At 71.8% G+C, this 20,996-nt stretch carries 18 protein-coding genes; 15 read left to right on the top strand and 3 right to left on the bottom strand.

The window, feature by feature from the left end; all coding sequences use genetic code 11:
* Positions 1–92 precede the first annotated feature (92 nt).
* The 6 genes from RWH43_RS12695 (at position 93) to RWH43_RS12670 (ending at position 6,763) form a co-directional block, all read left to right on the top strand.
* Positions 93–722 carry a GntR family transcriptional regulator gene (locus tag RWH43_RS12695; RefSeq protein WP_316001664.1) on the top strand — a complete coding sequence of 210 codons (630 nt, stop codon included), beginning with the start codon at positions 93–95 and terminating at the stop codon, positions 720–722.
* Positions 719–2,245 carry an MmgE/PrpD family protein gene (locus tag RWH43_RS12690; RefSeq protein ID WP_144834428.1) on the top strand — a complete coding sequence of 509 codons (1,527 nt, stop codon included), beginning with the start codon at positions 719–721 and terminating at the stop codon, positions 2,243–2,245. Before RWH43_RS12695 ends, RWH43_RS12690 begins: the two co-directional genes overlap by 4 nt.
* A gap of 76 nt (positions 2,246–2,321) precedes the next feature.
* Positions 2,322–3,221: a methylisocitrate lyase gene (prpB, locus tag RWH43_RS12685; protein WP_154097689.1), complete on the top strand. Its 900-nt coding sequence runs from the start codon at positions 2,322–2,324 to the stop codon at positions 3,219–3,221.
* A 142-nt stretch (positions 3,222–3,363) separates the two neighbouring features.
* Complete coding sequence (locus RWH43_RS12680; protein WP_316001663.1) at positions 3,364–4,548, top strand: bifunctional 2-methylcitrate synthase/citrate synthase; 1,185 nt, start codon at positions 3,364–3,366, stop codon at positions 4,546–4,548.
* Entirely contained in the window at positions 4,548–5,726 is a 1,179-nt protein-coding gene (locus RWH43_RS12675) for a thiolase family protein (protein WP_316001662.1), read from the top strand. Before RWH43_RS12680 ends, RWH43_RS12675 begins: the two co-directional genes overlap by 1 nt.
* Positions 5,727–6,046: 320 nt before the next feature.
* Positions 6,047–6,763: a Type 1 glutamine amidotransferase-like domain-containing protein gene (locus RWH43_RS12670; protein ID WP_154097686.1), complete on the top strand. Its 717-nt coding sequence runs from the start codon at positions 6,047–6,049 to the stop codon at positions 6,761–6,763.
* A gap of 126 nt (positions 6,764–6,889) precedes the next feature.
* Here RWH43_RS12670 and RWH43_RS12665 read toward each other — a convergent pair whose 3' ends face one another.
* Entirely contained in the window at positions 6,890–10,396 is a 3,507-nt protein-coding gene (locus tag RWH43_RS12665; RefSeq protein WP_316001661.1) for a choice-of-anchor I family protein, read from the bottom strand.
* A gap of 191 nt (positions 10,397–10,587) precedes the next feature.
* Here RWH43_RS12665 and RWH43_RS12660 point away from each other — a divergent pair, with 191 nt between their 5' ends.
* From RWH43_RS12660 to RWH43_RS12650, 3 genes are all read left to right on the top strand, one after another.
* The gene (locus RWH43_RS12660; protein ID WP_316001660.1) at positions 10,588–11,307 is read left to right on the top strand and encodes a VIT1/CCC1 transporter family protein; all 720 of its coding nucleotides are present in this window, start codon (positions 10,588–10,590) and stop codon (positions 11,305–11,307) included.
* Positions 11,308–11,387: 80 nt separating this feature from the next.
* A complete protein-coding gene (locus RWH43_RS12655; protein ID WP_316001659.1) occupies positions 11,388–12,566 on the top strand; it encodes an acyl-CoA dehydrogenase family protein in 1,179 nt (392 codons plus the stop codon).
* A 217-nt stretch (positions 12,567–12,783) separates the two neighbouring features.
* Positions 12,784–13,572: an enoyl-CoA hydratase-related protein gene (locus tag RWH43_RS12650; protein WP_154097682.1), complete on the top strand. Its 789-nt coding sequence runs from the start codon at positions 12,784–12,786 to the stop codon at positions 13,570–13,572.
* Between the two features lie 4 nt (positions 13,573–13,576).
* On the opposite strand, the gene RWH43_RS12645 is transcribed toward RWH43_RS12650, so the two are convergent.
* Entirely contained in the window at positions 13,577–14,104 is a 528-nt protein-coding gene (locus RWH43_RS12645) for a MarR family winged helix-turn-helix transcriptional regulator (protein WP_144834444.1), read from the bottom strand.
* Positions 14,105–14,560: 456 nt separating this feature from the next.
* Here RWH43_RS12645 and RWH43_RS12640 point away from each other — a divergent pair, with 456 nt between their 5' ends.
* The 3 genes from RWH43_RS12640 to RWH43_RS12630 all read left to right on the top strand — a co-directional run bounded on the left by RWH43_RS12640 (position 14,561) and on the right by RWH43_RS12630 (position 18,297).
* A complete protein-coding gene (locus tag RWH43_RS12640; protein WP_316001658.1) occupies positions 14,561–15,337 on the top strand; it encodes an electron transfer flavoprotein subunit beta/FixA family protein in 777 nt (258 codons plus the stop codon).
* Positions 15,337–16,302 carry an electron transfer flavoprotein subunit alpha/FixB family protein gene (locus RWH43_RS12635; RefSeq protein ID WP_230705311.1) on the top strand — a complete coding sequence of 322 codons (966 nt, stop codon included), beginning with the start codon at positions 15,337–15,339 and terminating at the stop codon, positions 16,300–16,302. The genes RWH43_RS12640 and RWH43_RS12635 overlap by 1 nt, the downstream gene beginning before the upstream one ends.
* Before the next feature lie 561 nt (positions 16,303–16,863).
* Positions 16,864–18,297 carry a cytochrome b/b6 domain-containing protein gene (locus RWH43_RS12630; RefSeq protein WP_316001657.1) on the top strand — a complete coding sequence of 478 codons (1,434 nt, stop codon included), beginning with the start codon at positions 16,864–16,866 and terminating at the stop codon, positions 18,295–18,297.
* A gap of 45 nt (positions 18,298–18,342) precedes the next feature.
* Here the strand turns inward: RWH43_RS12630 and RWH43_RS12625 are convergent, their stop codons facing one another.
* Positions 18,343–18,897 (bottom strand): TetR/AcrR family transcriptional regulator C-terminal domain-containing protein, encoded by a 555-nt coding sequence (locus tag RWH43_RS12625; RefSeq protein ID WP_316001656.1) that lies wholly within the window; start codon positions 18,895–18,897, stop codon positions 18,343–18,345.
* Positions 18,898–18,950: 53 nt separating this feature from the next.
* On the opposite strand from RWH43_RS12625, the gene RWH43_RS12620 reads away from it, so the two are divergent.
* The 3 genes from RWH43_RS12620 to RWH43_RS12610 are packed head-to-tail and all read left to right on the top strand — an operon-like array spanning position 18,951 to position 20,835.
* A complete protein-coding gene (locus tag RWH43_RS12620; protein WP_144834455.1) occupies positions 18,951–19,553 on the top strand; it encodes a biotin transporter BioY in 603 nt (200 codons plus the stop codon).
* Positions 19,550–20,236 (top strand): energy-coupling factor ABC transporter ATP-binding protein, encoded by a 687-nt coding sequence (locus tag RWH43_RS12615; RefSeq protein WP_316001655.1) that lies wholly within the window; start codon positions 19,550–19,552, stop codon positions 20,234–20,236. The genes RWH43_RS12620 and RWH43_RS12615 overlap by 4 nt, the downstream gene beginning before the upstream one ends.
* Positions 20,230–20,835 carry an energy-coupling factor transporter transmembrane component T family protein gene (locus tag RWH43_RS12610; protein ID WP_154097678.1) on the top strand — a complete coding sequence of 202 codons (606 nt, stop codon included), beginning with the start codon at positions 20,230–20,232 and terminating at the stop codon, positions 20,833–20,835. The genes RWH43_RS12615 and RWH43_RS12610 overlap by 7 nt, the downstream gene beginning before the upstream one ends.
* Positions 20,836–20,996 lie beyond the last annotated feature (161 nt).

Genomic DNA, 20,996 nt, shown 5'->3' with positions numbered 1-20,996 from the left:
CCTTCAAGGGGTGTCTCTGTATACGCAGGACCCCCTCCGGAGGGTGGCGGCCCGACGGAACGGTGCGTAATGTATACACGACGGAGGTCATGATGAGAGCAGGCGAGCGCGCGTACGCGACCCTCCTCGACGAGATCCAATCGGGCACCCTCAGCCCCGGAATGGTGCTCGGCGAGGTGGAGCAGGCGACCCGTCTGGGCGTCAGCCGCACGCCGCTGCGCGAGGCCCTGCGCCGCCTGGCATCCGACGGTCTCGTCGTACAGACGTCGCCGCGCGTGACGGTGGTCGCCGGCATCGACGTCGACGACATCCGCGCACTCTTCGAGTTGCGCCGCGCCCTCGAGACCGAGGCGGCCCGCCTGGCCGCGGTGCGCGCCGAACGTCGCATCTTCGCCGCCCTCGCGCGCGAGTTCGCGGACGTCGACACCGTCGACGCCGACACCTACTACTCCCTCATCTCGCGCTTCGACGCGGCCATCGACACCGCCGTCGACAACGCCTACCTCGCGGGCGCCCTGCGCAGCGTGCGCACCCATCTCGTCCGCGTGCGCCGCATGGCCCGCGACAACCCCCAACGTCTCACCGCCTCGGCGAGCGAGCATGAACTGATCGCGCGAGCGATCGCCGCCGGCGAGCCCGACCTGGCCGCCCACGCCACGCACGTGCACCTGCACAACGCCGTGTCGACCATCCTCGAAGCCCTCACGGAGGAGCACTCATGACGATCACCCACCACGTGCGCGTGCACCGCAGCGACGAGAACCTCGCCCGAGAGGGTCAGCTCGCCTGGGCCCTGGCCCGCGTCGCCGTCGATCCCGTCGCCGTCGACGACGACGTGACCGAGATGATCGTCAACCGCCTCATCGACAACGCCGCGGTCGCCGCGGCCTCGCTCACGCGTCAGCCCGTGAGTGCCGCGCGCCAGCAGGCGCTCGACCACGCCGTGTCGATCGGCGGAGCGGGCTCGACGGTGTTCGGCTGCGCCCTCGAACGGCACTCGAGCCCCGAGTGGGCGGCCTGGGCCAACGGCGTGGCCGTGCGCGAGCTCGACTACCACGACACCTTCCTCGCCGCGGACTACTCGCACCCCGGCGACAACATCCCGCCCGTGCTGGCCGTCGCCCAGCACACCGGTCGCGACGGCGCCGCCCTCGTGCGGGCGCTCGCCACCGCGTACGAGATCCAGATCGATCTCGTACGCGCCATCTCGCTGCATAAGCACAAGATCGACCACGTCGCCCACCTCGGCCCCGCCGCCGCGGCCGGCATCGGCACCCTGCTCGATCTCGACCAGGAGACGATCTACCAGGCCATCGGTCAGGCCCTCCACGTCACCACCGCCACGCGCCAGTCGCGCAAGGGCGAGATCTCGACGTGGAAGGCGCACGCCCCCGCCTTCGCCGGGAAGATGGCGATCGAGGCCGTCGACCGGGCGATGCGCGGCGAGACGAGCCCCTCGCCGATCTACGAAGGCGAAGACGGCGTGATCGCCTGGATGCTCGACGGCCCCGACGCCTCGTACGACGTGCCCCTGCCCGGCGAGGGCGAGAGCAAGCGCGGCATCCTCGACTCGTACACGAAGGAGCACTCCGCCGAGTATCAGGCGCAGGCCTGGATCGACCTCGCCCGCCGCCTCGGCACCGAGCGCCCGGAGCTGCGCGACCCCGCCCACGTGGCATCCGTCGTGCTGCACACCAGCCACCACACGCACTACGTGATCGGTTCCGGGGCGAACGACCCGCAGAAGTACGATCCGACCGCGTCGCGCGAGACGCTCGACCATTCGATCCCGTACATCTTCGCCGTGGCCCTGCAGGACGGCGCGTGGCACCACGTCGACTCGTACACCCCCGAGCGCGCGGGCCGCGCCGACACCGTCGAGCTGTGGCACAAGGTCACCACCGCCGAAGACGCCGAGTGGACGCGCCGCTACCACTCCGAAGACCCTCAGGAGAAGGCGTTCGGCGGCCGTGTCGTCATCACGCTGACCGACGGGTCGACCGTCGAAGACGAGATCGCCGTCGCCGATGCGCACCCGCTCGGTGCGCGGCCGTTCGCCCGCGAGGACTACGTGCGCAAGTTCCGTCTGCTCGCCGAGCCCGTGCTGCAGCCGGAAGAGATCGAGCGCTTCCTCGAGCTCGTGCAGCGCCTGCCCGAGCTGACCCCGGCCGAGGTCATGCAGCTCTCGATCGTCGCCAAGCCCGGCGTGCTGGCTCTGGCGCCCGCGCCGAAGGGGCTGTTCTGATGCGCGGCGGCGGGTGCGCCCCCGAGAAGCCCGAGCCGCCGGTGCGCGAGATCCACACGACGAAGCGAGGTCGCTGATGCTCTACGCCCAGACCACCGCGCAGCAGAAGCGTCGCGCGTTGCGCGAGAAGTTGGCATCCGGAGAACTCGTGCGGATGCCGGGAGCCTTCAACCCGCTGTCGGCTCGACTCATCGAGCGCAAGGGCTTCGAGGGCGTCTACATCTCGGGCGCTGTCATCTCGGCCGACCTGGGCCTGCCCGACATCGGACTCACGACGCTCACCGAGGTCGCCGGTCGCGGACAGCAGATCGCCCGCATGACGGAGCTGCCGGCGATCATCGACGCCGACACCGGGTTCGGCGAGCCGATGAACGTCGCGCGCACGATCCAGACGCTCGAGGACGCGGGGCTTGCGGGCACCCACATCGAAGACCAGGTCAACCCGAAGCGCTGCGGTCACCTCGACGGCAAGAGCGTGGTCGATGCCGACACGGCGATCAAGCGCATCCGCGCGGCGGTCGATGCCCGGCGCGACCCCGACTTCCTCATCATGGCCCGCACCGACGTGCGCGCCGTGGAGGGGCTCGATGCCGCGATCGACCGCGCGAAGGCCCTGGTCGACGCGGGCGCCGACGCGATCTTCCCCGAGGCGATGCGCGACCTCGGCGAGTTCGAAGCGATGCGCTCGGCGCTCGAGGTGCCGATCCTCGCGAACATGACCGAGTTCGGCAAGAGCGAGCTGTTCTCGACGCAGCAGCTGCGCGATGCCGGCGTGAACCTCATCATCTGGCCGGTCTCGCTGCTGCGCCTCGCGATGGGCGAAGCGGGTCGGGGCCTCGACGCCCTGGCATCCGAGGGACACCTCCGCGACAAGCTCGGGCAGATGCAGCACCGCGCCGACCTCTACGACCTCATCGACTACGAGGGCTACACCCGCTTCGACGCCGACGTGTTCGACTTCACCGTCGAGCGCTGAGGCCCCGCGCGGGCAGTGAGGTGACCATGTCCCGAAATGCGCAAACCATGTCCCGAAAGTGGTCGTCTGGACACGGCTCAGACAGCCGAAATCGGGACATGAGCCCCCGTACGAACACCGCACACGACTCAAGGGAGAGACGATGACCGACATCAAGAAGGGCCTCGCCGGGGTCACGGTCGACGAGACCGCCGTCAGCAAGGTGAACCCCGAGACGAACAGCCTGCTCTACCGGGGTTACCCCGTGCAGGAGCTCGCGGCCACGCAGTCGTTCGAGGCGGTGGCGTACCTGCTGTGGAACGGAGAGCTTCCGGATGCCGCGCAGCTCGCCGACCTGCGCCGCACCGAGCGTGAGCACCGGGCATTGGGCCACGACGTCCGCGCCGCGATCGACCTGCTGCCGACCAGCGCCCACCCGATGGACGAGGCGCGCACCGCCGTCAGCGTCATCGGGGCGCGCGAGACGGCCGGCATCTCGAACGTGATGGATGCCGTGGGCACCCCCGCAGAGAACCTCGAGCGCAGCATCCGTCTGTGGGCGCAACTGCCCGCGGTGGTGGCCTACGGCCAGCGTCGCCGCCGCGGCGAGGAGCTCATCGAGCCGCGCGACGACCTGGACTACGCGGCCAACTTCCTGTGGATGACCTTCGGCGAGGAAGCGGACGAGGTCGTCGTCGACGCGTTCAACCGCTCGATGATCCTGTACGCCGAGCACTCCTTCAACGCCTCGACCTTCACCGCGCGCGTGATCGCGTCGACCCTCAGCGACCTGTACTCCGCCGTCGTCGGCGCGATCGGCGCCCTCAAGGGCCCGCTGCACGGCGGCGCCAACGAGGCGGTGCTGCACGTGTTCACCGAGATCGGCTCGGCCGAGAACGTCGGGCCGTGGCTCGACACCGCCCTCGCCGAGAAGCGCAAGATCATGGGCTTCGGACATCGCGTCTACAAACGCGGCGACTCGCGCGTGCCCACGATGAAGGCCGCGCTCGACACCCTGGTCGCGCACTACGACCGCCCCGACGTCGCCGCCCTCTACGACGCGCTCGAGTCGCAGTTCGTCGAGCGCAAGGGCATCTACCCCAACCTCGACTACCCCTCGGGCCCCGCCTACGACCTGATGGGCTTCGACACGCTCACCTTCACCCCGCTGTTCGTCGCTGCGCGCGTGACGGGCTGGACCGCGCACATCCGTGAGCAGCAGGCCTCGAACGCGCTGATCCGCCCGCTGTCGGAGTACGTCGGTGCCGACGAGCGGCACATCGAGGGCTACGTTCCGGATGCCGACGACCTCGAGGCCCAGAAACGCCCCGAGGAAGCCGCGGGCTGATGTCGGCGCCGAAGATCGTCCTCGTCTCGGGAGCGCGCACGCCCATCGGGTCGTTCGGCGGTGCCCTGTCGGGCGTCGACTCGTACGAGCTCGGTGCGGTCGCGGTGTCGGAGGCCTTGCGCCGCGCCGGAGTCGCGAAAGACGACGTCGACGAGGTCGTCATGGGCTGCATCGCCCAGAACGGCCCCGACGCCTACAACGCGCGTCGCGTCGCGCTCGCCGCGGGACTGCCCACGCGCGTGCCCGCTTTCACGGTGAACCGGCTCTGCGGCTCGGGCCTGCAGGCCATCTGGTCGGCGGCTCAAGAGCTGCGTTGGGGCGGCATCGACGTGGCCGTGGCCGGTGGCGACGAGAGCATGTCGCGAACGCCGTTCCTCGAGTACGGGGCCCGCGGCAACTCCCGCCTCGGCGACCGGACGCTGCTCGACGGCACGCTCGCGATCCTCACCGACCCCTTCAGTGGCCGGCACATGGGAACGACGGCCGAGGTCGTGGCATCCCGATACTCCGTCTCGCGCGAGGAGCAGGACGCCTTCGCCGTCGAGAGTCAGCGGAGAGCTGCGACGGATGCCGCGCGCGCGGCCTTCGCGGAAGAGATCGTGCCCGTGACCACCGGTGGCCGGAAGCCCGTCGAGGTCTCGGTCGACGAGCACCCGCGGCCGGGGACGACCATGGAGGCCCTGGCGGGGCTTCGGCCCGCGTTCGAGAAGGACGGGTCGGTCACCGCCGGAAACTCCTCGGGCATCAACGACGGTGCCGCAGCGACGGTGCTGATGCGCGAGGACGACGTGCGCGAGCGCGGGCTGACCGGGCTCGCGACCCTGGAGGCCGTGACCACCGCGGGCGTCGACCCCGAGATCATGGGCTACGCCCCCGTCCTGGCCTTGCAGCGACTGTGGGAGCAGACGGGGCTCAGCCCCGCCGACGTCGACGTGATCGAGCTGAACGAGGCCTTCGCGGCCCAGGCTGTGGCGGTCATCCGAGACGGCGGTCTCGACCCCGAGAAGGTGAATCCCTACGGCGGCGCGATCGCCCTCGGCCACCCCGTCGGGGCGACGGGCGCGATCCTCACCGTGCGCGCGGCCCTCGACCTGCAGCGCCGCGACCTCGAGTACGCGGTCGTGACGATGTGCATCGGCGGCGGCCAGGCCCTCGCCGCGCTGCTGCGGCGGTACTGACCGGGGTCGCGCCCGCGCGCCGCCTCGCCGGATCGTGCCGTCGTGCGGATGCCGGCGGTGACACGCCGGTCGGGAGGGGCCGTGGGGCGGCGTGTCGGGTGCGGGGTCCGCAGGACGGTCGGGTCGGGAGGGGATCGGCCCACCTCGCCGGATCGTGCCGTCGTGCGGATGCCGGCGGTGACACGCCGGTCGGGAGGGGCCGTGGGGCGGCGTGTCGGGTGTGGGGTCCGCAGGACGGTCGGGCCGGGAGGGGCGAAGGCGGAACCCCCAACCCTCGAGCGTGGAACCGCTGTCCGCCCGCGCCCCGGGATACTGGGCGCATGAGTGTTTTCCTCCTGGGCGGCGGTCGCGACCTCGCGCGCTGCGGCGACCTGCTGCGTCCGTTCGTCACCGAGGCGCGGCAGCGGGCCGCGCATCGCGCCCCCGTGATCGCCCTGCTGCTCGTCCTCGAGGCCGACGACGACTCGTCGGTCGCGCGCTTCACCGCGATGCTCGAGGCGGCCGGCGCCGCGGCGGAGGAGATCCGCGTGGAGTCGATCGTCGAGGGCGAGGTCTACGAAGCCTCGGCGCTGGACGCCGACGGGCTGTTCGTCGGCGGTGGCCTCACCCCGGCATACCTGAACGCCTTCGGACGGATCGGGGATGCCGTGATCCACCGAGTCCTGGAGGGGGTCCCCTACGCCGGGTTCTCGGCCGGTGCGGTCATCGCCGCCGCCCCGGCGCTCGTCGGCGGATACCGCGTCGGCGGGGTCGAGGTCGTGTCGCAGGACGCGAGCGAAGAGCTCGACGAGGTCGAGGTGCGCCCGGGTCTCGGACTCCTCGACTTCGCCGTCGACGTGCACGCCGCCCAGTGGGGCACCCTCTCGCGTCTGGTCGCGGCGGTCGATGCCGGCCTCGTCGCCGAGGGCGTGGCGATCGACGAAGACACGGCCCTGGTGGTCTCGGCGCAGGCGGCCCCGACCGTTCGCGGCAGCGGGCAGGTCTGGCGCGTCGAGTCCGCGGCATCCGGGGTGCACGTTCAGGTGCTCCGCGCCTGAGCGCCGCGCCCGCGTGAGGGGTCGACAAGTGTCGCCTGGCGCGCATCCAGGTGACACTTTCCGACCCCTCACGCGAACGGGAACGGCCCCCACCCGCGAGGGTGAGGGCCGTTCCGGTGTCGGGCGTCAGACGGTGCGACGCTTGCGCAGGGCGAAGGCGAGACCGCCCGCGACCACGAGGAAGCCACCCGCGAGGGCGATGCCCCAGGGTGCCTCGACGCCGGTGTTGGCGAGTCCCTCGCCGGGAGTGCCCGCCGGCTGGCCGGGCTGGGCGCCGGGCTGACCGGGCTGACCGGGCTGCGTGCCGGGGTCGCCGGGCTGCTCGCCGGGCTGACCCGGCTCACCGGGCGCGGGCGTCTCACCCGTCGACAGCATCGCGCGGCCGAGCGGAGCGGGGTCGACCACGGGGGTCGCCTCGAAGTACGCCAGGGTCGCGTCGAGGTCGATCTGACCCGTGTCGGTGCGGTCGGTGCCGGCGGCGAAGGTCGGGAAGCCGTCTCCGCCGTTGGCGAGGAACGAGTTCGTCACGACCGTGAACGTGTCGGTGTCGGCGATCGGCTGGCCCTGGTAGGCCATCGAGACGACCGAGCCGACGCGCGGGTTCGCGGCGTCCTGCACGTACTCGTAGGTGAAGCCGTCCGAGACGCCGAGGTGCAGCTTCGGGCGGTCGCCCTCGGCCTTCCACTGCTCGTTCAGGATCTCGCGGATCTGCTCACCCGTGAGGGTCACCGTCACCAGGGTGTTGGCGAAGGGCTGCACGAGAGCGGCCTCCTTGTAGGTCACCACCCCGTCGTCGCCCTTCAGCAGGTCGGCGCGGAGGCCGCCCGGGTTCATCAGCGCGATCTGCGCCGTGGTGCCGGCGTAGGCGGGGTTCTGCGAGGTCGCCCACAGGTAGACGTCGGCGACCCAGTTGCCCATCGACGACTCGACGCCGCGGTCGGAGCCCGAGGGGGTGCCACCGCGCAGGATGTCGCCGCTGATCTCGCCGACCGGCTTCGCTCCGATCACGTCGGCCTGTGCGACGTACTCGGCGACCTTGGCCTCGATCGCGGCATCCGGAGCGAACGCTCCCGCGAGGGGGAACGTCGTGCCCGAGACGGATGCCAGGGAGTCGGTGCGGGTGTTCCAGCTCAGCGACAGCTGGCCCATGGCCTTGCCGTACTCCGAGGCCTGGATCACCGGTCGGGTGCGGTCGGTGCCGGCGACCGGCACGTCGCAGGCGTAGGTCTGGTGCGTGTGCGCCGAGACGATCGCGTCGATCTCGGGCGAGGCGTTCACGGCCAGCTTGCCGAATCCGGCCTGGTCGGCCTCGAGCGCGGCGCAGTCGTTCGACGAGGCGGCACCCGAGTGGGTGAGCAGCACGATGACGTCGGCGAGGTCGCCGGCTGTGATCTCGTCGGCCACGCGGTTCGCGGCCTGGAGCTGGTCGCCGAACTCGAGGTCGGCGATGCCGGCCGGGTCGACCATGGTCGCGGTGTCGGGGGTCACGGTGCCGATGAAGGCCACGCGCACGCCGTCGACGTCTTTGATCGCGTACTCGTCGAGGACGGGCTCCTTCGTGCCCTTCTTGTAGACGTTCGCGCCGAGGCCGAACTCGCCGCCGCCGTACTCGGGGAGCACGCGATCGGTCAGGTCGGCGAAGCCGCGGTCGAACTCGTGGTTGCCGACGGCCGAGACGTCGAGGCCCAAGGCCTTCAGCGTGTCGATCGTGGGGGAGTCGTCCTGGATGAGCGAGGTGAACGTCGACGCGCCGATGTTGTCACCGGCCGAGACGAACAGCGTGTTCGGGTTCGCGGCCTCCTTCGCCTTCACGGCGCCGGCGATGACGGCAGCGCCGGCCTCGCCCTGCGATCCCGCCTCGAGGCGGCCGTGGAAGTCGTTGATCGTGAGGATGTCGATGTTCTTCACGTTCGGGTTCTCGACGGAGAAGACCGTCGTGGTGCCCGAGACCTCGTTGCCGACGGCCACGAGCGGGCGACCGGTGGGCGAGTTCTCGGCGGCGATGAACTCGACGCCCTCGGGGCCGAGGTCGCCGGCCTTGGCCAGCAGCTCGCGGTCGGCGGTCTCGTCGCCCGTCAGCTGGTCTTCGACCGAGATCGAGAAGTCGCGGTTGTTGACGTAGCCCGCGTAGGTCGCATCGGAGGGGGCGGTGATGTCGTAGGTCATCACGCCGCCGACGCGCTCGAGGCCGATGAAGGCGTAGGTGCGTCCGTCGACCTGGCCGATGGCGAGGTTCTCGGGCTCGGGGCCCTTGTCGTCGCTGCGGCCCTCGAGGTTCGAGGCGGAGTGGTTCGAGTTGAAGAACTCGGGGTTGGCGTCGTGCGTGATGCGCTCGAAGTCGGAGCCGGAGTCGAAGACCTGCTCGCCGTCGGTGGTCCACACCGAGAAGCCGCGGCCGCCGAACGTGTACAGCTCGGAGTAGCAGGTGCCGTCGGCGTTCAGGCCCATGTCGGTGGCGACGTTGAGGCGACCCAGGTCGGCGTCGTCGAGCGAACCCGCGAGTGGGCTGTCGGCGCAGACGGGGGCGAGGCCGTCGTCGCCGAGGTCTTTCACGCGAGCGGTGTCGTTGAAGTCGCCCCACTCGCGGCCGTCGCCCTCGTTGGCGGTGACGAGGTAGGTCTCGCCGTTCGCCTCGTAGGCCTGGATGCCGTCGGGCATGTACATGCCGAACAGCCCGGGATAGCTCTTCTCGGTGTAGGTGGGGGCGTCCTCGGGGTCGCGGTCGCTGGCGTCGAGCGTCTGCACGCCGTAGTCCTTGAACCCCAGGGGGTGGATGCCGGTGACCTCGGCCGACGCGAGGTCGACGACCGCGATGGCGTTGGCCTCCTGCAGGGCGACGAAGGCGGTGGAGCCTGCGATCGTCACGAACTCGGGCTCGAGGTTGCGGCTGACGCGGTTCGCGGCGAGCGGGGTGCTGCCCTGGTCGGGGGCGGCGACGTCGGGTCCGAAGACGCGGACGGCGGGGTCCAGGGTCTTCGACCCGCCCTGCTCGAACGCGGCGAATCCGGCGGTGCGCACGGCGCTCTGGGCCGGGGCTGCCTTGGCGGTGGGCAGCGAGACGACGCCGACCGAACCCTCGGGGTCCACCGAGAAGTCGTCGGCGGGCTCCGCCTCGTTGGCGACGACCGCGGAGGTGCCGTCGTCGGAGATCGACACCATGTCGGGCAGAGCGCCCACGGTGACCTCTCCGAGGATCGTCGGCTCCGCGGCATCCGCGTCGAAGAACACCAGGCGACCGGGCGCGGTCTTGTCGACGTCTTCGAGCGCGATGACGCCGAGGCCGTCGGCGCGGACGGCGAGGGAGTTGGCGACGCCGGTGCCGGTGATCGAGTACAGCTTCGTCGGGGCCGCGGGGTTGCCGTTGTCGAGCACGTCGACGGCGCCGGCCTGCGCGTTGACGACGAACAGACGGTTCTTGTAGGCGTGCACGATCTCGGCGGCCGACTGGTCGAACACCCCGGTCTCGTAGCTGCCGAGCGGGCGCAGGCTCACCGCGCTGTCGGCGGGAGCGTCGCGGACCGGGTCGGGGACGATGGCGGCGGATGCCGCGGAGGCACTCGATAGCGCGAGTGCGCACACGGCCGCGGTGGTCGCGCTGAACGCGACCGCACGGCGGAGGAGGGGCGAAGGCATGCTGTGTCCTCGGGTACGGGGAGAAGGCGATGCGCGGTGTGGCGGGGGCGCACCGATCCGCGGCGGAGGCGCGCGGACGCAGCGATCCTCGCGGGGCTCGGTGACCCGCCGGTGAACGAAGGGCGAACGCCTCCCCCTCCGGTGCGGCGCAAGCCCGTCCCGCCGTCGGTGGGCGGGTCTACCCTGACCGCATGACGACAGCGAACGGGGCTCACTCCGACGAGCCGCACCGCCAGGGACTCTCCCAACGACTCAACTGGCTGCGCGCCGGGGTGCTCGGCGCCAACGACGGCATCGTCTCGACGGCCGCGGTCGTGGTCGGTGTCGCGGGGGCGACGCGCGACACCGGTCCCGTGCTCATCGCGGGTCTCGCCGCTCTCGTCGGTGGGGCCATCTCGATGGCGCTCGGCGAGTACGTCTCGGTCTCGAGCCAGCGCGACAGCGAGCACGCCCTCATCCAGAAGGAGAAGCGCGAGCTCGCCGAAGAACCCGAGGCCGAGCTCGCCGAACTCGTGGGCATGTACGAGGCCCAGGGCCTGTCGCGCGACACCGCGACGCGCGTGGCGACCGAGCTCACGGCATCCGACGCCCTCAAGGCCCACCTCTCGGTCGAGCTCAACATCGACGCCGAAGACGTGGTGAGCCCGTGGGCCGCGGCCTTCGCCTCGGCGGTCGCCTTCACGATCGGTGCCCTGCTGCCGCTCGCGACGATCCTGCTCGCGCCGGTCGAGATCCGCGTGCCGCTCACCTTCGTCGCGGTGCTCATCGCGCTCGCGATCACGGGCTACGTCGCGGCGGTGCTGGGCGGAGCGCGGCGCGGTCGAGCGGTGCTGCGCACGGTGATCGGCGGGGCGCTCGCGCTCGCCGCGACCTACGCGGTCGGCGCGTTGTTCGGGGTCTCCGCCTCGTAGTCGGTACCTCTACCAATTAGTAGGACGTCCAGGTAATCTGGCGGGAGCGACGACGCCGTCGCTTTCCGAAGGAGAGCCGCATGGACACCACCCCTGCTCCCGCGCTCGACGCCCCGTCGACCGGCACCCTGAGTTCCGACGAGCGCGACGCCATCCTCGACGCCGTGCGCGACTTCGCCGCGACCGAGTTCGCCCCGCACACCCTCGAATGGGATGCCGAGAAGCACTTCCCCCGCGACGTGCTGCGCCGCGCGGGGGAGCTGGGCCTCGGCGGCGTCTACGTCAATGACGACGTGGGCGGCGCCGGGTTGTCGCGCGCCGACGCGGTGGCGATCTTCGAAGAGCTCGCCTACGGCGATCCCACGGTGACGGCCTACATCACGATCCACAACATGGTGGCGTGGATGATCGACACCTACGGCACCGCCGAGCAGCGCGAGCGGTGGCTGCCGTCGCTTGTCGCCATGGAAGACCTCGGCGCCTACTGCCTCACCGAGCCCGGCGCGGGGTCGGATGCCGCCGCGATCACCACCTCGGCGATCCGCCACGGCGACACTTACGTGCTGACGGGGGTCAAGCAGTTCATCTCGGGCGCCGGCGAGGCGTCGGTCTACGTCGTCATGGCCCGCACGGGGGAGCCCGGAGCGCGCGGCATCAGCGCCTTCATCGTGCCCGCCGACTCCGAAGGGCTGTCGTTCGGACCGAACGAGAAGAAGATGGGCTGGAACGCTCAGCCCACTCGCGCCGTGATCCTCGACGAGGTGCGGGTCCCCGCCGAGAACCTGCTCGGCGGCGAGGGTCGCGGCTTCTCGATCGCGATGAACGCCCTCAACGGCGGCCGCCTCAACATCGCCACGTGCTCGATCGGCGGGGCGCGCTGGGCGCTCGACCGTGCGATCTCGTACGTGCACGAGCGCTTCACCTTCGGCGAGGCCCTCGCCGAGAAGCAGTCGGTCGTGTTCGCGGTGGCCGACATGGCGACCGAGCTCGAAGCCGCGCGCCTGCTCGTGCGCGATGCGGCGACCGCGCTCGATGCGAAGACTCCGGATGCCGCGACCCGGTGCGCCATGGCGAAGCGGTTCGCGACCGACGTGGGCTTCCGCGTCGCCAACGAATCGCTCCAGCTGCACGGCGGCTACGGCTATCTGCAGGACTACGGCATCGAGAAGGTCGTGCGCGATCTGCGCGTGCACCAGATCCTCGAGGGGACCAACGAGATCATGCGGCTCATCGTGGGCCGCAGCGTCCTCGCGGCGTGAGGGGGCCCTTATTCCGTTTGGGGCGGATTCCGTCGCTTGGGGCGTGAATTCCCCGCCCCGAACGACAGGATCCGCCCCGAACCGGGCCGACGCCGCCGCGAAGAGCGCTGCCGCCGACGCCGTGCGGCAAGACCCTCGATCGATGTCGGTGGGGCGTGCGAGCATTCGAGGGCGGGAGAAGCCGCTGCGACCATCACTCGAGACGACGGGAGTCACCATGACCGAACCGGATGCCGGATACGAGACGATCCGCGTCGAGCAGCGAGGCCGCGTGGGGTGGATCTTCCTCGACCGGCCCGAGGCGCTGAACGCGCTGAACACGCAGTCTATGCTCGACGTCGTCGCGGCTGCCGAAGCCTTCGACGTCGACGAGGGTGTCGGGGCGATCGTTGTGACGGGGAGCGAGAAGGCCTTCGCCGCGGGCGCCGACATCAAAGAGATGGAGCAGAAGTCGGGTCTCGACATGATGCTCACCGACCACTTCGGCGCGTGGGCGCGCTTCGCGGCCGTGCGCACCCCCGTGATCGCGGCGGTGTCGGGCTACGCCCTGGGCGGAGGATGCGAGCTCGCCCTCATGTGCGACGTCATCCTGGCCTCGGATCGCGCGAAGTTCGGCCAGCCCGAGGTGCAGCTGGGCGTCATCCCGGGAATGGGCGGCACGCAGCGTCTCGTGCGGGCGCTCGGCTATTACAAGGCGGCCGAGCTCGTGCTGACCGGCCGCATGATCGACGCCGCCGAGGCCGAGCGCGCGGGACTCGTCTCGCGCATCGTGCCCGCGGCCGAGCTGCTCGACGAGGCCGAGAAGGTCGCGCAGACGATCGCCGAGAAGCCGCTACCCGCCCTGTACGCGGCGAAGGCGGCCCTCGACGTCGCGCTGGAGTCGACCCTCGCCGAGGGCGTGCGGTTCGAGCGTCAGGCCTTCGCGGCCCTGTTCGACACGGCCGATCAGAAAGAGGGGATGGCGGCGTTCCGCGAGAAGCGCGCGCCGTCGTTCACGCACCGATGAGTGCTCAGAGCGGGTCGGGCACCGGGGCGGGGTCGGCGAAGTCGCCCGCACCCTTGCGGAAGCGCGCGATGATCCGCACGAGCGCCCTCGCATCGTCGTCGTCGAGGCCGAGGTCGGCGAACACGGCGTTGAGCGCGTCGGTGGCTTCGTCGACTCGGCGTCGGCCGGCGTCGGTCAGCGCGAGCAACGCCGCGCGGCCGTCGGTCGGATGCGGCTCGCGCGTCACGTACCCGTCGCGCGCGAGGCGCTCGACCGTGTTGGTCACGCTCGTCGGGTGCACCTGCAGGCGCGCGATGGCGCTGGCCATCGGCATCCGCCCCTCGCGCGTGAAGGCGAGCAGCCGCAGCATCTCGAAGCGCGAGAACGACAGGTCGAAGGGCTTGAGCGCGCGGTCGATCGCCGCCATCAGCAGCTGGTGCGCGCGGATCACCGAGGTCACCACGGTCATGCCATCGGCGGCGTCGTCCCACCCGTGCGCGAGCCACTGGCGCTTCGCCTCGGCGATCGGGTCGACAGGCAGTCGTCGCGTCATCGGTCCTCCTCGCGATTCACGGTACCGCTCGGGCGGGTCGGGGACCTCACGTGAGCGGTGGCTGAGCCTCTCGAAGCCCCCGGTCCCTTCGACAGGCTCAGGGACCTTGCTTTCGCGGCGGGGCCTGTCCGGACTCTCGCGCCCGGCCCTGGTCCCTTCGACAGGCTCAGGGACCTTGCTTTCGCGGCGGGGCCTATCCGGACTCTCGCGCCCGGTCTCGGTCCCGTCGACAGGCTCAGGGACCTTGCTATCGCGGCGGGGCCTGTCCGGACTCTCGCGCCCGGTCCCGGTCCCGTCGACAGGCTCAGGGACCTTGCTTTCGCGGCGGGGCCTGTCCGGACTCTCGCGCCCGGTCCCGCTCCCTTCGACAGGCTCAGGGACCTGGGGTTCGCGCCTCGCACTCACACGCTGCCGCGATGCAGCGGCATCCGCCCTCTCTCCGAAGGAGCCCCGTCGATGAAGATCGTGGTCCTGATCAAAGAAGTGCCCGACACCTGGGGCGAGCGTCGGCTCGACCTCGAGACCGGGCTCACCGACCGCGCGGGAGCGGCGGCCGTGCTCGACGAGATCGGCGAGCGGGCCGTCGAGGCTGCCCTCGCATATGCCGACGCGCACGCGGGCACCGAGGTCGTCGTCGTGGCCATGGCGCCCGCCTCGGCCACGGCGACCGTGCGCAAGGCCCTCGCGATGGGGGCGACCTCGGCCGTGCACGTGGTCGACGACTCCCTGCGCGGGGCCGACCTCGTGCTCACCGCCGAGGTGCTGGCCGCGGCGATCCGGCGCACCGGTTTCGACCTGGTGATCGCGGGCAACCTGTCGACCGACGGGGGAGGGGGCGTGTTGCCGGCGATGGTCGCCGAGCTGCTGGCAGTACCGCAGCTCACGGCCCTGTCGCGCCTCGAGGTGTCGGACGACGCCGTCTCCGGCGACCGCGTGAGCGACGCGGGCACCATGCGTGTCTCGGCGGCGCTGCCGGCCGTCGTGTCGATCACCGAGGCGATGCCCGAGGGGCGGTTCACGACCTTCAAGGGGATCATGGCGGCCAAGAAGAAGCCGTACGAGACCGTGGATGCCGCCGAACTCGGCGTCGAGGTCGAGGATCCCGCCGTCGCGCGGTACATCATGCTGTCCGTCGACGAGAGGCCACCGCGCGCGGGCGGCACGAAGATCGTCGACGAGGGCGATGCGGGCGAGAAGCTCGCAGCCTTCCTCGTGGCCGAGGGGGTGGCGTGATGACCGCGGCCCTCGTGCTGCTCGAGGTGCTGCCCGGCGGGGCGTTGGCCGCCTCCGCCCCCGGCCTGCTCGCCGCCGCCGCGACCGTCGGAGACCCCGTCGCTCTGATCGCCTCCACGGCCGATGTGCTCGAACGGGCGTCTGCCGAGGCGGCGGAGCTCGGCGCGACGCGCGTGCTCACGGCCGTCACCGATGCCGATGCCCTGACCGGTCCGGTCGTCGACACGCTCGCCGCGGCGGTCGCAAAGGAGAGCCCCGACCTCGTGCTCGCGTCGCACGCGGTCGAGTCGCGCGACGCGCTCGCGCGACTGGCCGCACGCCTGCGCATGCCCCTCGCGACAGACGTCGTGGGCGTCGGCCGCGACGACCTCGGCGTGGTCGCCCATCACGCGGCGTTCGGCGGCGCCTTCACCGTCGACGGGGCACCCACCTTCGGCCCCCTCGCGGCGACGCTCCGCCCCGGATCCGTCGAAGAGCGTCTCGATGCGCGACCGCTCGTCGTCGAGAGCCTCGAGGTCGCGGCATCCGGAACCCCCCACGCCCGCGTCGAAGGGTTCGCCGAGACCGCTGTCGCCTCGTCGCGTCCCGAACTGCGCGGGGCCGCGGCGGTCGTCGCCGGCGGTCGCGGAGTGGGCTCGCGCGAAGACTTCGCCCTCGTCGAGCAGCTCGCCGACGCCCTCGGTGCGGCGGTCGGCGCTTCGCGGGCCGCGGTCGACGCGGGGTACGTGCCGGCCGCCGCGCAGGTCGGACAGACCGGGGTGACGGTGTCGCCGCGGCTGTACGTGGCGCTCGGCATCTCGGGGGCGATCCAGCACCGCGCGGGCATGCAGACCGCGCGCACGATCGTCGCGATCGACAAGAACCCGGAAGCCCCCATCTTCGAGATCGCCGACTTCGGTATCGTCGGAGATCTGTTCACCGTCGTCCCGCAGCTCCTCAGCGCGCTGAACGCCCACAAGAAGTAATCCCGAGAGTAGATGGCGTCCACACCCCGCACCCCGCGACGCGGGCTGCCGCGCACCCCCGGCGGGGAGCCCTGGCCGCCCGCGGCCTCGAGCGTGCCCGGAGCGGGTGACGCCGACGGCGCGGACGCTGCTCTGGCCGCAACGGATTCGGACCCGCGCGACGGATCCGGATCCGAGACGCCCGGGGATCGGCGTCCGGTGCACCCGTCCGGCTCTGTGGCGCCCGCGTCCGCGCCGACCCCTCCTGCCTCGCCCGAGGCCGAGACGTCGCCCGCTTCCGTGTCGCCTGAGGCCGAGGTACCGACCGCTCCCGCGCCGGCCGCGGCGGGCGGTGTGCGTCGCGGACTGCCGCGCGAGCCCGGCGGGGAGCCGTGGCCGTCGGCATCCGCCGTTCCGTCCTCCACTGGACGTCCTGGTGCCGCAGCAGAACCGGGGAACCGCCCCGGGACCGGATTGGCCGAGCCCGCGCGCCCGGTCTCGGTGGGTGGATCCGACCCGGGTGCGGATGCCGGGAACCCGGCGCCCTCGACGGCGAGCGGTTCCGGCGCCGAGGCCCCGACGGTGAGCGCTTCCGGCCCAGGATCGGATGCCGCGACCCCCGCGGGCGAGGAAGCGGCCGGCATGCGTCGGGGACTCCCGCGCGAGCCCGGCGGGGAGCCCTGGCCGCCGGCATCCGCCGTTCCGCCCTCGATCCAGCACCCCGACACCGCCCGAGAAGCGCAGAATCGCGGCGCGCTCGGAGAGGTCGATCCCGAGCGTCCGATGTCGGTGGGCGGATCCGATTCCGGTGCGGATGCCGAGACCCCGGCGACCGCGACGGTGAGCGGATCCGATGCGGACCTGGACGCCGTGCCTGCGGCGAGTTCCGACGAGACCGCTCGCGCGACGGCGGCGTCCGCGACCCCGGCCCCGGCCGCAGACGCCCGACCATCGACGCCATCCCCGCGCCCGCCCCTCACCGTTCCGCGCACGGTCTGGCCGGGAGCCGCGGCCCGGAACCGCGCGACGACGCCGGCGCTCACGCAGAAGCGCCCCCCGGCGGCCCCGCCACGTGCGGCAGCAGCAGGTACCCGCCTCGCCGACTTCTCACCCGTGCAGCTGCTGGGCTCGACCGCCGTGCTCGGCGTCTTCGCGCTGGCACTCGTCGGCATCGTCGTGCTCGTCGCGCGCTTCGTGCTCGCGATCGGGCCGGGCCGCGAGTTCCTCGCGGCGTTCCCCGGCGAGTACCACCTGCCCGAGTCGGCGCCGGTCGGGCTCCCGGCCTGGCTGAACTGGTCGCACTTCCTCAACAGCTTCTTCCTGCTGCTGATCATCCGCACCGGCTGGCAGGTGCGCCGCGAGAAGCGCCCGGCCGCGTTCTGGTCGCCGCGCAACAACAAGAAGCGGCGCATCAGCCTGGCGCTGTGGTTCCATCAGGCGCTCGACGTCCTGTGGATCGCCAACGGCGTGATCTTCGTCGTGCTGCTATTCGTCACCGGACAGTGGATGCGGATCGTGCCGACCTCGTGGGAGGTCTTCCCCAACGCGCTGTCGGCTGCCCTGCAATACGCCTCACTCGACTGGCCGACCGAGAACGGGTGGGTGAATTACAACAGCCTGCAGCAGCTGTCGTACTTCGCCATCACGTTCGTCGCCGCGCCCCTCGCGATCATCAGCGGCGTGCGTCTGTCGGGGGTGTGGCCCAAGAACGCCGAGAAGCTCGACAGGCTGTATCCGGCCGAGTGGGCGCGCAAGGTCCACTTCCCCACGATGCTCTTCTTCGTCGCGTTCATCGTCGTGCACGTCGCCCTCGTGCTGGCCACCGGGGCGCTGCGAAACCTCAATCACATGTACGCCGCACGCGGCTCGGAAGACCCCGCCGCGTACACGAGCGACCCGACCGGTCTGCTGATCTTCGCGGCCTCGCTCGTGGTGATGGCCGCGGCGTGGGTGGCGGCGCGGCCGGCGGTGCTGGTGCCCATCGCGCGGTTGTTCGGCGACGTCAAGCAGCGCTGAGGCCGGCGCGGGTCGAGACCGCCGCTCCGACGCAGCGAAGGCACGTCAGACGCGTCCGCGCGCCCGCAACCCCGCGGCGATGAGCTCGAGCCCCGAGGCGAAGTCGTCGGCGGCCAGTCCGCCCGCGGCGCCCTCGCGAGCTCCTGTGCTGTCGTATTGCAGGCGCTGCTGCTCGTGCCACACGAAACCGAGCACGTAGTGCAGCACGGTGGTGGCGACCCGGCGGGCGGTCTCGTCGTCGAACCCGTCGGCGACCACGGCCGCCGCGAGTCGGTCGTGCGCCACCGTCGAACCGAGACCCATCGCCAGGGTGCTCGAGACCACTTCGGCGCCGTCGCGGTACGCCAGGAGGGCCTCGCGCAGGGCGCGGGCTTCCGCCACGAGGTCGACCGAGGGGCCGGATGCCATGCGCCCGACGATGCGGTCGGAGAGACCGGCGAGCAGTGTCTGCTTGTTCGGGAAGTGCCAGTACAGCGCGCTCGGCTGCACCTCGAGGGCGGCGGCGAGGCGCCGCATCGTCAGGTCGGGGAGCCCGTGCTCGTCGAGGATCCGCAGCGCGGTGAGGGCGACGTCGTCGGCGGAGTGTCCTCGGGGAGCCATGGTGTGAGTATAGTGAACGCCGTTCAGGTGAACACTGTTCAGGAAGGCTCCTCATGACTCGCACCCTCGACGCCACCGACCTCGCCCGCGTCGCCGTCTTCTCCGCTCTCATCGCCGTGCTGGGGTTGCCCGGCAGCTTCCCGGTGTTCGGCGGCGTGCCGATCACGGCGCAGACCCTGGGCGTGATGCTCGCCGGGGCCGTGCTCGGGCCGTGGCTCGGCGCGCTCTCGGTGACCGTGCTGCTGGCGCTCGTCGCCGTGGGGTTGCCGTTGCTCGCCGGAGGCCGCGGCGGGTTCGGCGTTTTCGTCGGGCCGACCGCCGGCTACGCGCTGGGGTGGATCCTGGGTGCCGCGGTCATCGGTCTCGTCGTGCACGCGGGCGCTCGTCGCCCGGTCGTCTGGCGCACGGCGCTGGCCATGATCGTCGGGGGCGTGCTGGCGATCTACGCGATCGGCATCCCGGTGCAGAGTCTCGTCACGCGCCTGCCGCTCGGTGAGACGGCGCTGTCGAGCCTCGTGTTCGTGCCGGGCGACCTGCTCAAGGCCGCCGTCGCCACCCTTGTCGTGACGACACTCGTGCGCGCCTACCCGCGCGGATTCCGCCGCACGTGGCGGGTCGCGGCGCCCGATCGGGGTCGGGTCGGCGTCGCGGCGTGAGCGTGATCCGCTGCGCGGGGCTGGGCGTCCGCCTCGGCGGGCGCGAGGTGCTGCGTGACGTGTCGCTCGACCTGTCGGCGCGCACGATCGCCCTGATCGGCGACAACGGCTCGGGCAAGTCGACGCTCGCCCGGGTGCTCGCGGGTCTCGTGCGGCGCACGGAGGGAGACCTGCGCGTGCTCGGGTGCGACCCCGACCGCGATCCCGCCGCGCTCCGCGCGAAGGTCGCGCTGGTGCTCAGCAATCCCGACGCCCAGATCATGATGCCCACCGTCGCCGAAGACGTCGCGCTGTCGTTGCGCGCGGCACGTCTGCCGCGGCGCGAACGTGACGCCCGCGTCGAGGCGGCCCTCGCGCGGTTCGGACTCGACGGGCTGGGCGACCGCCCCGCTCAGGATCTGTCGGGTGGACAGAAGCAGCTGCTCGCCCTCTGCGGTGCCTTCGTGCGCGAACCCGCGCTGGTGATCGCCGACGAGCCGACGGCCTTGCTCGACGGGCGCAACGCGCGCCGCGTCGCCGATCACCTGCTCGCCGACGCCGGACACGCGCTCGTACTGGTCACGCACGACCTCGCCCTGGCCCGACGCTGCGAGAGCGCGGTGCTCATCGCGGACGGCCGGGTCGCGGCATCCGGTGCCTCCTTCGACGTCGTCGACGCCTACGAGGAAGCGCTCGCGTGCTGAGCCTGTACGTCCCCGCGACGGGATGGCTGCACCGGATGCCGGCGGGTCCGAAGCTCGCGATGCTCGCGCTGGTCGCCATGGCGGTCGCGGCGCTGCCGTCGACGTGGGTCACGGCGATGGTGCTGTTGCTGCCGCTCGTCCTGTATGCCGGGAGCGGCATGGGGGTCGGGCGGGGCCTGCGCGTCTTGGCGGAGTCGGTGTGGGGGCTGCGGTGGGTCATCGTCGTCACCGCCGCCGGTCAGCTGATCTTCCTCGGCCTCGAACCCGCGGTGGCGAACACCGGTCGCGTCGTGGCAGCGCTGCTGGTCGTGAATCTCGTGCCGGTGAGCACGCCGGTCTCGGCGCTGCTCGACGCCCTCGAGCGGGGACTCGCTCCTCTCGCGCGGTGCGGTGTCGATCCCGGCCGCGCCGCGCTGCTGCTGACCCTGACGATCACCACGATCCCCGTGATCGCGCGGCTCGCCGCCGAGGTGCGCGATGCCCAGCGGGCGCGGGGGCTGCGTCCCTCACTGCGGCGCGGTGCGCTGCCGCTGCTGGTGTCGGCTCTGCGCCACGCCGATGACCTCGGCGAGGGCCTTGCGGCTCGCGGCATCCGCTGAGCTTCCGCGCCCCGGCCGCCCGACGCGGGAGCATGTCCCACTTCTGGCTGCCTCGAAGGGCTCCACCCAGCCATAACTGGGACACGGTCTGCGCATATCGGGACATGGTCCCGTCGGCCCCGCCCGCGGTGGAGAGGCGCCCGCGGCATCCGCTGAGCTCC

It is taken from the genome of Microbacterium algihabitans, from assembly GCF_032464975.1.
GTDB lineage: Bacteria > Actinomycetota > Actinomycetes > Actinomycetales > Microbacteriaceae > Microbacterium > Microbacterium algihabitans.
The sequence above is the reverse complement of the archived record's forward strand: the minus strand, read 5'-3'. Positions and strand labels throughout refer to the sequence as shown.